Genomic DNA, 11881 nt, shown 5'->3' with positions numbered 1-11881 from the left:
CAGTCAGGGATTTCAAGGCAGCCGAAGGCCGCGCCACACCCCTACAGGATGCAGCCGGCTATCAAGGTTCTAGCGGTGGATGGGTCGCTTAGTAGCGGCCTCTCGGAGTGGCGCAGGGGACCGGCTCGCCGGCGGCCAGGGGCAGGAAGCTGTCGCTGGCGGCGTCATAGGCTTCGATCCTGCTGGTCTCAATGTCGTAGACCCAGCCATGAATGTACAGCTGGCCAGCGGCCAGACGCGAGGCCACCGAAGGGTGGGTACGCAGGTGGTGCAGCTGGGCGATGACGTTTTCCTTGGTCAGCACCTGCATCGTTTCGTGTTCACTGCCGCACGAGCAGTTGTTCTCGACCACGGTGCGAGCCACTTCGGCATGGCGCAACCAGGCCCCGACTGTCGGCATCTTGTCCAGCGAGTGCGGGTTGAGTACAGCACGCATGGCGCCACAGTCGGAGTGACCGCAAATGATGATGTGGTGCACTTTCAGCGCAAGTACGGCGTACTCGATCGCGCTGGAAACACCGCCATTCATCTGGCCATAAGGCGGTACCACGTTGCCCACGTTACGGGTCACGAACAGGTCGCCTGGCGAGCTCTGGGTGATCAGCTCGGGGACAATGCGCGAGTCTGCACAGGTAATGAACATGGCGCGCGGTGTTTGCGCGGTGGCAAGCTTCTTGAACAGCTCTTGCTGATCAGGGAAGACATCATGGTGAAAGCGCAGGAAGCCGTCGACGATGTGCTTCAGGGCAGCATCGGCGCTTTCCGCGGGGACCTGCGGTACGACCTTGGATGGGTCCTTGACGGGCATGATTCATCCTCTTGACGGTGTGTAGGTAAATCCATTTTACCGGTGAAAGATTCTGGCTATGCAGGGATTTAGATGACACGCACAGGCCATAGATCACAGTCGGTGTGGACTGATTTCCTACGCTAGCGGGGAAAACTTAACTGAAACTTAATTCGAAGGCTCTAGAACGGGTGTTCCAGATAGAAAAGGCGGGACTTGGATAATAGCAAAAAAACATCAATTGCCAAGATGCATTAGCGCATTTATTAACTGGGATTAGTTAAATTCTGGGCTGGCATTGTGCCCTTGGGTTTCAGAACAGGGCCATCTGCCCACCCGGCGGACAGAAGGCCGAGCAATCCAGCCCCTGCGCTTCCCGGCCTTCGAATTCCAGCCGCTTCATGGCCTTGGCAAAACGCTGCCCCAGCAGCTCGGCAAACACACCCTCGCCACGCATGCGCGTGCCAAACCGGCTGTCATACAGCTCGCCACCCCGGCTCTGGCGGATCAGGCTCAATACATGCGCCGCCCGCTGCGGGTAATGGTCCTGCAGCCATTGCTCGAACAACGGCGCCACTTCCAGCGGCAGGCGCAACATCATGTAGGCCGCACTCTGTGCGCCAGCGTCCTTGGCAGCCTCCAGCAAGCGCTCCAGCTCACTGTCGTTGATCATCGGAATCATCGGCGAACACAACACACCTACCGGCACACCCGCCTCGCGCAACACGCGGATGGCCCTCAACCGGGCATTGGGTGACGCCGCCCGCGGTTCCAGCACCCGCTTGAGATCGTCGTCCAGTGTGGTCAGGCTGATCATTACCCGTGCCAGGCGCTGGCGGGCCATCTCTGCCAGCAGATCGAGGTCACGCAACACCAGCGAGCCCTTGGTCACGATGGTCACCGGGTGACGAAAACGCAGCAACACTTCCAGCAGACGCCGGGTCAGCATCTGTTCCCGCTCGATCGGCTGGTACGGGTCGGTATTGGAACCCAGATTGATTGGCGCGCACACGTAACCCGGTTTGCTCAGCTGTTGCGCGAGCACTTCGGCGGCATTGGTCTTGGCGATCAGCTTGGTTTCGAAGTCCAAGCCGGGGGAGAGGTCCCAATAGGCATGGGAGGGGCGGGCATAGCAGTAGATGCAGCCATGCTCGCAGCCGCGGTAAGGGTTGATGGAGCGGTCGAAGGGCAGGTCGGGCGAGGTGTTGCGGGTGATGACCGATTTCGCCGTTTCGCTACGCACCTCGGTGCCTTGGGTCTGCGGCACTTCCTGATACCAGCCGTCGTCCTCTACCAGCGAATGGCTGGGGCAAAACGATTGTGCGGATTGTGTGCCGTGCCACGGCCCTTTAGTGGTGCTGGAGGATTCATGGCCAACCCCTATACTGTATTTACATACAGTATCGTACCTGCCTTGAATCCACCAGCGCCTCTGATCCGACAGCCAGTACTTACTCTGTCGGTTTCTTCAGCTTCGGATTAGGGAAGAACTGCACCGTCTGCACCTTGGTCGGCGCGGCTTTGGGTGCCAGGTTGTTGACCCGCGTGCCGAGTTCCTTGGGCACCGACAGGCCCTGTTCGTTGAGGGTGTCGGTAAAGCCGCAAGCCACACACTCACGGTGCGGCACGCCGTCTTCATTCCACATCATCAGCTTGTCGGGCTCGCTGCATGCCGGGCATACCGCCCCGGCAATAAAGCGTTTCTTGGTCTTGTTCACAGCAACCTCACTCATGCCGCAGCGTCCTCGGTGAGGCCACTGTGGCGCAGCAATGCATCGATGGAAGGCTCACGGCCACGGAAGTCGACGAACAGCTCCATCGGCTCGCGCGACCCACCACGGGCCAGGATCGCCTCGCGGAAGGCGCGGCCAGTCTCGGCATTGAGAACACCTTCTTCTTCGAAACGCGAGAAAGCGTCGGCCGACAGCACTTCAGCCCACTTGTAGCTGTAGTAGCCCGCTGCGTAACCGCCCGCAAAAATATGCGCAAAGCTGTTGGGGAAGCGGTTATACGCCGGTGGGCGCATGACCGATACCTCGTCGCGCACGCCTTCGAGCACCTGCAGCACGCTGCGACCGTCGCCATGGCTGGCGTGCAGTTCGAAGTCGAACAGCGAAAACTCCAGCTGGCGCACCATCATCATGCCCGACTGGAAGTTTTTAGCCGCCAGCATCTTGTCCAGCAGGTCCTGGGGCAGGGCAGCACCCGTTTCGTAGTGCCCGGAGATCAGTGCCAGGCCTTCCGGCTCCCAGCACCAGTTTTCCATGAACTGGCTCGGCAGTTCGACCGCATCCCAGGCCACGCCATTGATGCCGGAAACCCCGGCGTGTTCGATGCGGGTCAACATGTGGTGCAGGCCGTGGCCGAACTCGTGGAACAGGGTGGTTACTTCATCGTGGGTCAGCAGCGCCGGCTTGCCGGGTGCAGCCGGGGTGAAGTTGCACACCAGGTTGGCCACCGGGCTCTGCAGCTGGCCGCCGGCCGTGCGGCGACGGTCACGGGCGCCATCCATCCAGGCGCCACCACGCTTGTTGGCGCGGGCGTACAGGTCGAAGAAGAAGCGGCCGACGTGCTGGCCGTTTTCCTTGATCTCGAACAAGCGTACGTCTGGGTGCCAGCTGTCGAAGCCCTTGAGTTCGGCGATTTCGATGCCGTACAGGCGCTGCACGATGCTGAACAGACCGCCCAGCACCTTGTCGATCGGGAAATAGGCACGCAGGGCTTCCTGCGACACGCTGTAGCGCTGCTCGCGCAGCTTCTCGCCAAAGTAGCCAGTGTCCCAGCTGGCCAGTTCAGGGCAGCCTTGTTCGGCGGCGTAGGCCTTGAGCTGTTGCAGGTCCTGGGCGGCGAACGGCTTGGAGCGCTTGGCCAGGTCTCGCAGGAAGCTCAGCACCTGGTCGCTGGACTCGGCCATCTTGGTGGCCAGGCTCAGCTCGGCGTAGTTCTTGTAGCCAAGCAGCTCGGCCAGTTCCTGACGCAGATCGAGGATTTCGCCCATCACCGGACCGTTGTCGAACTGGCCGGCATTCGGGCCCTGGTCCGAGGCGCGGGTGCAGTAAGCGGCGTATAGCTCTTCGCGCAGGGCGCGGTCGCTGGCGTAGGTCATCACCGCGTAGTAGCTGGGGAACTCCAACGTGATCAGCCAGCCGTCGAGGCCCTTGGCTTGGGCAGCGGCGGCCATCTGCGCCTTGGCCGAGTCGGTCAGGCCGGCCAGTGCGGCTTCATCGGTAACGTGCTTGGTCCAGGCCTGGGTGGCATCGAGCAGCTGGTTGGAGAAGCGGCTGCCCAGCTCGCTGAGTTTGCTCTGCACTTCGGCGTAGCGCTGCTGCTTGTCCGCCGGCAGGTCGATACCCGACAGGCGGAAGTCACGCAGGGCATGCTCGAGGATAGTCTTTTGCGCCACGTCGAAGCCGGCGGCTTCCGGGCTGTCGATCAGTGCCTGGTAGGCTTCGAACAGCGCACGGTTCTGGCCCAGTTCGGTAGAGTAGGCGCTCAACGCCGGCAGGCATGACTCGTAGGCCTCGCGCAGCTCCGCGCTGTTGCACACCGCGTTAAGGTGGCTGACCGGGCTCCAGGCGGCGCCCAGGCGGTCGTTCAGTTCGTCCATGGCCAGCACCAGGCCGGCCCAGGTGGGGTTCTTGCCCTGCTTTTCGAGGATCTCGGCAATGGCTTTACGGTTGTCGGCCAGGATCGCTTCGATCGCCGGCAACACGTGTTCGGCACGAATTTGCGAGAAGGGCGGCAGATCGTGGGATTGCAGAAGCGGGTTGTTCGCAGTCACGGTTTGGATACCTTGGCAGAAGAAACACTGCCCCATCTTAATTACAATCGACGCCGACCGCAGCAGGCAGCCTGCCTATCGGCACAGATGAGAGACGCTATCATGGCCATTCGCAACTTCCAGCAACACACTCCGAAAGTGGGGCCCAGGGCCTTCGTCGACCGTTCGGCGGTGGTGCTGGGCGACGTGGAGATCGGTGAAGACAGCTCGGTCTGGCCGTTGACCGTGGTACGCGGCGACATGCACCGCATCCGCATCGGCGCGCGCACCAGCGTGCAGGATGGCAGTGTGCTGCATATCACCCACGCCGGCCCGTTCAACCCGGACGGCTTCCCGCTGATCATCGGCGACGAAGTGACCATCGGCCACAAGGTGATGTTGCATGGCTGTACCCTGGGCAACCGCATCCTGGTCGGCATGGGCAGCACCATCATGGACGGCGCCATCGTCGAGGACGAAGTGATCATCGGCGCCGGCAGCCTGGTCCCGCCAGGCAAGCGCCTGGTCAGCGGCTATCTGTACATGGGCAGCCCGGTGAAACAGGCCCGGCTGCTGAACGACAAGGAGCGCGCATTCTTCTCCTACAGCGCCGGCAACTACGTGAAGCTCAAGGACCAGCACCTGGCCGAAGGCTACGACCAACCGGAATGAACCCGACTACCGAGACGAACATGCATCAGCAAAATATCCTCTTCGACCTCGACGGCACCCTGACCGACCCGCGCCTGGGCATCACCCGCTCGATCCAGTACGCCCTGGCCAAGCTGGGTATCGACGAACCGGACCTGGCCCGCCTCGAGCACTTCATCGGCCCGCCCCTGCTTCAGGCTTTCATGCAGTTCTACAGCTTCGACGAAGCCAAGGCCTGGGATGCGGTGAATTTCTACCGGGAGCGCTTTCGCGTAACCGGGTTGTACGAAAACCTGGTGTTCGAAGGCGTGCCGGCGTTGCTTGAAACCCTGAACGGGCAGGGCCGTACGCTGTACATCGCCACCTCCAAACCTTGGGAATTTGCCCGGGAAATCGCCCGGCACTTCGCCTTCGACCACCACTTCAAGGTGATCTACGGCAGCGAGCTGGACGGCACGCGCACCAACAAGGTCGAGCTGATTCGCCACCTGCTCGATGAAGAAGGGCTGGACCCGGCGCAGACGCTGATGATCGGTGACCGCAAGCATGACCTGATTGGCGCGCGCAGCAATGGCTTGCAGGCAGTGGCGGTGGGGTATGGGTTTGGTAGCCAGGAAGAGTTGATGGCGGAGGAGCCCGCTTTCCATTTCGCTACGGTAGCCGAGCTGCATCAGGCTTTCAGCAAGGGTTAAGGGCCACTGGGGCCGCAAAGCGGCCCCAAAATCTCACTGGCTAACCATCAACCCCTGCAATGCGGCCTTCCGTTCATCAATCGGCAACCGCCCCAGTTGCTCGACCCGCTGGTAAAACCTGGCCCAATCTCCGCCAACCTCACGAAACACCGCCGTAAACGCCGGCACCCACTGGTCATAAAGCCCGAACGGTAACAACTTGGCATTGTTCATCGGCCCATACACCCAGGCGTCATAGCGCTTGTCCCCGCCCCATTGGCCATCTCGCAACCGCCGATACTCCTGCCTCAGCCGATCGAACTCCGCCCGTTTGGCCAGCCGCTTGTGCGCATCGTCCAAAGGCCCGGCATAAATCGCCTGCAACCGCCCACGACTGGCCAGCACCAGCCGAATGAACTGGTCACGCTGCTGCCCCTGCGCCTCGCCACCGGCAGCCAACCCACGCGCCGCACGCCATTGCCGCGTGCCTTCCTGCTCGACGAACGAGGCAAACGACTCGTTGAATTCGGTGTCGTCCTGCACATAAAAGCGCTGGTGGGCCAGCTCATGGAAAATCAACGTCGCCAAGCGCTCATCGCCCCAGCCCACCATCGAGGACAGGATCGGGTCATCGAACCAGCCCAGGGTCGAATAAGCTTCCACACCCCCCACGTACACATCCAGGCCGTCCTGGCGCATCAGCGCCGCCGCGCCGCGCGCCGCGCCTTGCTGGTAGTAGCCGCGGTACGCCACACACCCTGCAATCGGAAAACAGTGCGTCACCGGTTGCAACGACAACTCGGGCGTGGCGAAAACATTCCACACCACGTAAGGGCGGCCAAGGTCGGCGTAAACCCGATAGCTGCGGTTATCCGGCAGTTTCAATTGCTGGCTGGCAAACACCCGCGCCCGTTCGGCCTGTTGCAAGTGCGCGCGCAATGGCGCGGGGGTAGTAGGGTCAGCCACCACCTGCTCCACTGGCTGGCGCGCACGCAGCAGTTGCCACTGCCCCTCTGCCAACTGCCCGTAGTAGGCCGCGCTGGTGCAACCGTTCAGCAGAAGCGCCGCCAGCAGCGGAACCAAACGGGTGAAAACGCGGTCGAGTGCCCCAGGGCCTGAGCGCTGCATAAGAAAAAGTCGAAGCATCCGGGACTGTCTGACTCGCTCAAGGCTGATTCGCTCCAAGACTATCTCGCCAAGGGGGAGTTTCGCCATGCGTGCATTGTTGGTCGCCGGCTCACTGTTAATGATTTCCGCCTGTTCGACATTGCCAGACCCAGACCCGAACCAGGCCTGGATCGACCTCACGCCCTACGACAACACCTCGCTGGACGCCCTGCAGGTAGATGAGCGTGACTGGGCCGACAGCCGCTATTTCGAAGTACAACCCGGCAGCCACGAGCTGACCGTGCGCTACCAGTTCCCGGTTACCCCCAGCAATATCGGCCCGGTCAGCGAACCGCTGTGGCGCGATTGCCAGGTCAAGCTGACCTTCAAGGACTTCGGCGCCGGCCAGCGCTATCAGCTGCACGCGGGCAGTATCGGCTTCCGCCCCTGGATCAAGCTTTACGACGACCAGCAAAAAATGGTCGGCCAAGGCTTGCCCGCAGGCTGCCAACGCACCTGAAGCGTACAATCGGCGCTATGCTTGTAACGTGTAAATCGCAAGTGGGAGTTTTGCCATGCGCCAGCCCATGATGCTGATCGCCCTCAGTGCACTGGGGGCTTGCGCCAGCCCCTTGCCGCCCGTCGACCCCAAGCAGGCCTGGGTCGACCTCTACACCATGACCCCCGGCCGAGTGATCATGGCCGACCGCCTCGACGGCAAGCGCCTGGATGATGGCCGCTATTTCCAGGTAACGCCGGGCAAGCACGAGTTGGTGGTGCGCTTCGATTATGAAATCTACTCGGGCGGCATCATGTCCGAACCCAGGGACCGTACCTGCTACCTGACCGTGCGCTTTGATGACTTCAAGGCTGGCGAGCGCTATCGCCTGGAGGCGCGTGCGCCGGTGATGGAGCCGCAAGTGCTGCTGTATGACGCCAGCCGCAAGGTGGTGGTGAACGAGCCTAGCAACGTGTTCTGCATTCCATGATGCTGGGGCTGCTTTGCAGCCCCAAAATCGTGAACCTACCGATCATTCTTCTGGTAAATGATCTTCTTGGTCCCGCCATCACAGCTACCAACGACCATGTTCTGGTCCTTGGCCTCGCTGTTGGGCACGATCTCCAAGGTGTAGGAAGTCACCCCCTGGGCCTGGATCTTGGCCTCGATCTCGGCTTTAAGCTCCTCGCACGGCTTCACCGCCGCCAACGCAGACGTGGCGACCAGGGAAGCCAACACGGCGATTGCTACGCGAATCATGGAACGGCTCCTGAAAAGGCAGTGGTGCTGCCGACGCTGTTTAGACTACAGCAAAGCGCCACCGTTGCGCCGCTTCAGCCCACCAACGCTGCATCCAGGCTGATCTTGGCGTTCAACACCTTGGACACCGGGCACCCTTCCTTGGCCTTGTTGGCGATCTCCAGGAACTGCGCCTCGCTGGCCCCAGGCACCTTGGCCCTGAGCACCAGGTGCACAGCCGTAATGGCAAAACCATCCGCTTGCTTGTCGAGCGTCACCTCGGCCGCAGTATCGATCCGGTCCGCGGTCAGCCCCGCTTCACCCAGCATCATCGACAGCGCCATCGAGAAACAGCCGGCATGCGCCGCCCCGATCAGCTCCTCCGGGTTGGTCCCGGGCGTGCCTTCAAAACGGGTGTTGAAGCCGTAAGGGTTCTGCTTGAGTGCGCCACTTTCGGTAGAAAGCAGGCCTTTGCCATCCTTCAGGCCACCTTGCCAGATTGCCGATGCTGTCTTTTTCATGATGCCTCCTGGTCACTGGGTTACTTACCTACCGTTCAGAGGCCTGCCGCCAGCCGCAAGTTCAGCGCAATATGAGTGCAGGCATTGAATCCAACGAATGCGCCCATACAGAGTCAAAGAGGCCGCTGGCCAACCACTTTTGCGGAGGCACCATGACGCAGCTGCGTGACCTGAAGATTTCCACCCTCGACCTGGTGCCCGTGCGCGCAGGCGCAGGCCCGGCGCAGTCGCTGCGCAACTCTCTGGACTTGGCGCAGCACGTCGAGCGCTTTGGCTACAACCGCTTCTGGGTAGCCGAGCACCACAACATGGACGGCATCGCCAGCTCAGCCACGTCGGTGCTGATCGGTTACCTGGCCGGGGGGACTTCGACCATTCGCGTGGGCTCTGGCGGGGTCATGCTGCCCAACCATGCGCCGCTGGTGATCGCTGAGCAGTTCGGCACCCTGGCCAGCCTGTATCCAGGGCGTATCGACCTGGGCCTAGGCCGTGCGCCGGGTTCGGACCAGATGACGGCCTATGCCCTGCGACGTGACCGCGCAGGCGGCCCGGACGACTTCCCGGACGATGTCGAGGAGCTGTCGCGCTACCTCGGGCCACGCACCGATGATCAAAAAGTGATCGCCGTACCGGGGCACGATACCGACGTGCCCATGTGGTTGCTGGGCTCCAGCCTGTTCAGCGCCCAGCTGGCCGGCATACGCGGCATGCCCTACGCCTTCGCCTCGCATTTCGCGCCGCGCTACATGCACGAGGCCATTCGCGTGTACCGCAATCATTTCAAGCCATCGACCACGCTGGACAAGCCCTATGTGATGTTGGGCATTCCCATGGTGGTGGCGGAAACCGACGAGAAGGCCGAATTCCTCGCTACCTCGGTGTATCAGCGCATTCTCGCGCTGATTCGTGGGCAAAGCCTGATGCAGAAACCGCCGGTGGAAAGCATGGATGGGCTGTGGTTGCCCCATGAACGCGACGCGGTGGGCAGTTTCCTGGGCCTGGCGATGATCGGCAGCCCGCAGAAGGTGCGGGCCAAGGTGGAGGTGCTGCTGGAGCAGACCGGGGCGGACGAACTGATCTTTACCTGTGACCTGTATGAGCATGAGGACCGGATTCGGTCTTATGAACTGATGGCACAGGCCCTCAAAGCCGAATGAGCCCCTTCGCGGGCTTGCCCGCGAAGAAGCCAACACATCAGCCGCGCCGGTACACAATCTCCTTGGTACCGGCCTCGCAGCTACCAATCACCTTGCCCGCCGGGTCGCCTTTCTTGACGATCTCCAGCTTGTAGCCAGTGACACCCTTGGCATCCAGCTTGGCCGCAATTTCCGCCTTCAGCTCCTCGCACGGCTTGCCCGCTGCCAGCGCACCACCGGCCAGGGTCATCAGGCCCAGCGCCAGAATCAGTTTGTTCATCACTCGCTTTCCTTGTGCAGATGAAATCAGAAAGGGCGCCCGCCAAGGCGCCCCTCTCTTAAATACTCCATCACGCCGAGATCATCCAGCCCGGCGCTGTTTCAGCTGTTGGCGATACGAAAGCCCACCTTCAGCGTGACCTGGAAGTGCGCCGCCTTGTTATCGCGGATATGGCCACGGGTATCGACCACTTCGAACCATTCCAGGTGCTTGATGCTTTTGCCGGCTTCGGCCAGGGCATTGTTGATCGCATCTTCGATACTGGTGGGCGAAGACCCTACCAGTTCGATCTTCTTGTAGGTGTGATGATCGGTCATGAGCGCTCTCCATGGGTGACTGTGAGATTGAGCCTAGCAGCGCAGGCCTGGTTTACCTGCGAGCCATCACCGTCAGCGAAAGTTCGATCGCACTTTCACGCAGGCCTAGGGTCGCATTTCTTACAGTCCATTCTGCAAAGGAGAGTCAACATGCACCGCAACTCGCTGCGTAAAACGTCCCTGGAAAGCATGGAAGCGGAGATCGAGAGCCTTCTGAAAAGCCTGGAGAACCTCAAGCACGATGCGTCGGAAGAATCCCAGAAGTCGGTGAAGGCAATCCGCAGCAACGCCGAAAGCGCGCTGAAACACTCGCGCAGCCTGCTCAGCGATGCTTATGAGGAAGTGAAGACCCGCACCCGCCAGACCGGCATCGCCACCCGTGATTACGCCCAGGAACACCCGATTACAACGGCAGGCGTAGCCATTGGTGCCCTCGGTCTGCTGGCGGCCTATCTGTTGTCGCGTCGCAACTAACCCGCCTGGCGTTGCAACTCACGGCGCAGCCACTGCGCCAGTTGCTCGGCGCGCCCATCCGCGGCGCGCCGTGGCACCCACAACGCCAGCGCTGCCCGCGTTGGGGAAAACCCCCACGGCGCGCTGAGCCGTCCAGCCCTCAAGTCATCCGCCACCAGCGGCTGCGGCGCAATGGCCACGCCAAGGCCGGCGACTGCAGCCTCCAGCAAGTAATACAAATGCTCGAACGCCTGGCCATAGTGCAACCCGGCCGGGTCCAACCCCTGCTGCCGAACCCAGGTTGGCCATGCTTGTGGCCGTGAGGTGGTATGCAAAAGGGCCTCCTCCAGCAAGGCGCTGGCAGGCGCGCCGCGCAAGCGTTCGAAGCCGGCAAAGTGGGGGCTGAGCACCGGGCCGATACGCTCTTCGGCCAGCACATGCACCTGCATGTCCGCAGGCCACGGAGGCTCTGCGTACACCAGCAATGCATCGAGCCCTGGACGACGCGGGTCGAGGTCGCCTTCACCTGCCGACAAGTGCAGACGCAATTCAGGTAATTCCGCCTTGAGTCGCCCCAGCCTGGGAATAAACCAGCGCGCCAGCAGGCTGCCCGAGCAGCCCAGCACGAACGGTGCCTCGCTGACATCACGGCTGAGTTCGGCACACACGCTGCGCAGCCGGTCGAAAGCCTCGCCACTGGCATCACGCAGGCGCACGCCGGCATCTGTGAGTTTGATGCCACGCCCGTCCTTGACGAACAGGGCTACGCCAAGGTGCTCCTCCAGCACCTTGATCTGCCGGCTGACTGCGCCATGGGTGACATGCAGCGCTTCAGCCGCCTGGCTAACGCTGTTGAGCCTGGCGGTTGCCTCGAAGGCGCGCAGGGCGTTCAGGGGAGGGAGGTCGTGGGCCATGTTACCTGTGAGTTTTTCTGACAAGTTTGCGCAATCTTATCGGTTTT

Annotated in this window: 15 protein-coding genes and 1 pseudogene; 6 read left to right on the top strand and 10 right to left on the bottom strand. The window is 61.7% G+C overall.

Annotation, left to right across the window (positions count from 1 at the left end):
• Positions 1–88: 88 nt before the first annotated feature.
• The 4 genes and pseudogenes from AB5975_10490 to prlC form a co-directional block, all read right to left on the bottom strand.
• Positions 89–808, bottom strand: a complete 720-nt coding sequence (locus AB5975_10490) for a carbonic anhydrase (GenBank protein ID XDR22196.1) — start codon at positions 806–808, stop codon at positions 89–91.
• A 292-nt stretch (positions 809–1100) separates the two neighbouring features.
• Positions 1101–2158, bottom strand: a pseudogene (locus tag AB5975_10485) (PA0069 family radical SAM protein).
• Positions 2159–2238: 80 nt separating this feature from the next.
• Entirely contained in the window at positions 2239–2520 is a 282-nt protein-coding gene (locus AB5975_10480; GenBank protein XDR22195.1) for a YheV family putative zinc ribbon protein, read from the bottom strand.
• The gene (prlC, locus tag AB5975_10475; GenBank protein XDR22194.1) at positions 2517–4604 is read right to left on the bottom strand and encodes an oligopeptidase A; all 2088 of its coding nucleotides are present in this window, start codon (positions 4602–4604) and stop codon (positions 2517–2519) included. Before prlC ends, AB5975_10480 begins: the two co-directional genes overlap by 4 nt.
• 66 nt (positions 4605–4670) lie before the next feature.
• Between prlC and AB5975_10470 the strand changes: the two genes are divergently transcribed.
• Both AB5975_10470 and AB5975_10465 read left to right on the top strand, forming a co-directional pair.
• Positions 4671–5219, top strand: coding sequence for a gamma carbonic anhydrase family protein (locus tag AB5975_10470; GenBank protein ID XDR22193.1), 549 nt, complete (start codon positions 4671–4673; stop codon positions 5217–5219).
• 20 nt (positions 5220–5239) lie between these two features.
• On the top strand, positions 5240–5890 hold the full coding sequence (locus AB5975_10465) for an HAD family hydrolase (GenBank protein XDR22192.1): 651 nt from the start codon (positions 5240–5242) through the stop codon (positions 5888–5890).
• Between the two features lie 33 nt (positions 5891–5923).
• On the opposite strand, the gene AB5975_10460 is transcribed toward AB5975_10465, so the two are convergent.
• A complete protein-coding gene (locus AB5975_10460; GenBank protein ID XDR22191.1) occupies positions 5924–6997 on the bottom strand; it encodes an aminopeptidase in 1074 nt (357 codons plus the stop codon).
• Positions 6998–7082: 85 nt separating this feature from the next.
• Between AB5975_10460 and AB5975_10455 the strand changes: the two genes are divergently transcribed.
• Both AB5975_10455 and AB5975_10450 read left to right on the top strand, forming a co-directional pair.
• Positions 7083–7496 (top strand): hypothetical protein, encoded by a 414-nt coding sequence (locus tag AB5975_10455; protein ID XDR22190.1) that lies wholly within the window; start codon positions 7083–7085, stop codon positions 7494–7496.
• 55 nt (positions 7497–7551) lie between these two features.
• Positions 7552–7965 (top strand): hypothetical protein, encoded by a 414-nt coding sequence (locus AB5975_10450; protein ID XDR22189.1) that lies wholly within the window; start codon positions 7552–7554, stop codon positions 7963–7965.
• A gap of 35 nt (positions 7966–8000) precedes the next feature.
• On the opposite strand, the gene AB5975_10445 is transcribed toward AB5975_10450, so the two are convergent.
• Both AB5975_10445 and AB5975_10440 read right to left on the bottom strand, forming a co-directional pair.
• A complete protein-coding gene (locus AB5975_10445; GenBank protein ID XDR22188.1) occupies positions 8001–8234 on the bottom strand; it encodes a DUF1161 domain-containing protein in 234 nt (77 codons plus the stop codon).
• 74 nt (positions 8235–8308) lie between these two features.
• Positions 8309–8734, bottom strand: coding sequence for an OsmC family protein (locus tag AB5975_10440; GenBank protein XDR22187.1), 426 nt, complete (start codon positions 8732–8734; stop codon positions 8309–8311).
• Between the two features lie 152 nt (positions 8735–8886).
• Between AB5975_10440 and AB5975_10435 the strand changes: the two genes are divergently transcribed.
• Positions 8887–9891 (top strand): LLM class flavin-dependent oxidoreductase, encoded by a 1005-nt coding sequence (locus AB5975_10435; GenBank protein ID XDR22186.1) that lies wholly within the window; start codon positions 8887–8889, stop codon positions 9889–9891.
• Positions 9892–9928: 37 nt separating this feature from the next.
• Here the strand turns inward: AB5975_10435 and AB5975_10430 are convergent, their stop codons facing one another.
• Entirely contained in the window at positions 9929–10150 is a 222-nt protein-coding gene (locus AB5975_10430; protein ID XDR22185.1) for a DUF1161 domain-containing protein, read from the bottom strand.
• A 101-nt stretch (positions 10151–10251) separates the two neighbouring features.
• Positions 10252–10467, bottom strand: coding sequence for a dodecin (locus AB5975_10425; protein XDR22184.1), 216 nt, complete (start codon positions 10465–10467; stop codon positions 10252–10254).
• A 150-nt stretch (positions 10468–10617) separates the two neighbouring features.
• Between AB5975_10425 and AB5975_10420 the strand changes: the two genes are divergently transcribed.
• Entirely contained in the window at positions 10618–10941 is a 324-nt protein-coding gene (locus tag AB5975_10420; GenBank protein XDR22183.1) for a YqjD family protein, read from the top strand.
• Here AB5975_10420 and AB5975_10415 read toward each other — a convergent pair.
• Positions 10938–11834, bottom strand: a complete 897-nt coding sequence (locus AB5975_10415; protein XDR22182.1) for a LysR family transcriptional regulator — start codon at positions 11832–11834, stop codon at positions 10938–10940. The genes AB5975_10420 and AB5975_10415 overlap by 4 nt on opposite strands.
• Positions 11835–11881 lie beyond the last annotated feature (47 nt).

Source organism: Pseudomonas putida (genome assembly GCA_041071465.1).
In the GTDB taxonomy this organism is placed as follows: Bacteria; Pseudomonadota; Gammaproteobacteria; order Pseudomonadales; family Pseudomonadaceae; genus Aquipseudomonas; species Aquipseudomonas putida_P.
The sequence above is the reverse complement of the archived record's forward strand: the minus strand, read 5'-3'. Positions and strand labels throughout refer to the sequence as shown.

Excerpts from the sequence above, each read along its gene's own strand:
- AB5975_10490 (XDR22196.1), bottom strand. The coding sequence starts at position 808 with ATGCCCGTCAAGGACCCATCCAAGGTCGTACCGCAGGTCCCCGCGGAA.
- AB5975_10470 (XDR22193.1), top strand. The coding sequence starts at position 4,671 with ATGGCCATTCGCAACTTCCAGCAACACACTCCGAAAGTGGGGCCCAGG.
- AB5975_10430 (XDR22185.1), bottom strand. The coding sequence starts at position 10,150 with ATGAACAAACTGATTCTGGCGCTGGGCCTGATGACCCTGGCCGGTGGT.
- AB5975_10450 (XDR22189.1), top strand. The coding sequence starts at position 7,552 with ATGCGCCAGCCCATGATGCTGATCGCCCTCAGTGCACTGGGGGCTTGC.
- AB5975_10480 (XDR22195.1), bottom strand. The coding sequence starts at position 2,520 with ATGAGTGAGGTTGCTGTGAACAAGACCAAGAAACGCTTTATTGCCGGG.
- AB5975_10455 (XDR22190.1), top strand. The coding sequence starts at position 7,083 with ATGCGTGCATTGTTGGTCGCCGGCTCACTGTTAATGATTTCCGCCTGT.
- AB5975_10425 (XDR22184.1), bottom strand. The coding sequence starts at position 10,467 with ATGACCGATCATCACACCTACAAGAAGATCGAACTGGTAGGGTCTTCG.
- prlC (XDR22194.1), bottom strand. The coding sequence starts at position 4,604 with ATGGGGCAGTGTTTCTTCTGCCAAGGTATCCAAACCGTGACTGCGAAC.
- AB5975_10440 (XDR22187.1), bottom strand. The coding sequence starts at position 8,734 with ATGAAAAAGACAGCATCGGCAATCTGGCAAGGTGGCCTGAAGGATGGC.
- AB5975_10445 (XDR22188.1), bottom strand. The coding sequence starts at position 8,234 with ATGATTCGCGTAGCAATCGCCGTGTTGGCTTCCCTGGTCGCCACGTCT.
- AB5975_10420 (XDR22183.1), top strand. The coding sequence starts at position 10,618 with ATGCACCGCAACTCGCTGCGTAAAACGTCCCTGGAAAGCATGGAAGCG.
- AB5975_10465 (XDR22192.1), top strand. The coding sequence starts at position 5,240 with ATGCATCAGCAAAATATCCTCTTCGACCTCGACGGCACCCTGACCGAC.
- AB5975_10435 (XDR22186.1), top strand. The coding sequence starts at position 8,887 with ATGACGCAGCTGCGTGACCTGAAGATTTCCACCCTCGACCTGGTGCCC.
- AB5975_10460 (XDR22191.1), bottom strand. The coding sequence starts at position 6,997 with ATGCAGCGCTCAGGCCCTGGGGCACTCGACCGCGTTTTCACCCGTTTG.
- AB5975_10415 (XDR22182.1), bottom strand. The coding sequence starts at position 11,834 with ATGGCCCACGACCTCCCTCCCCTGAACGCCCTGCGCGCCTTCGAGGCA.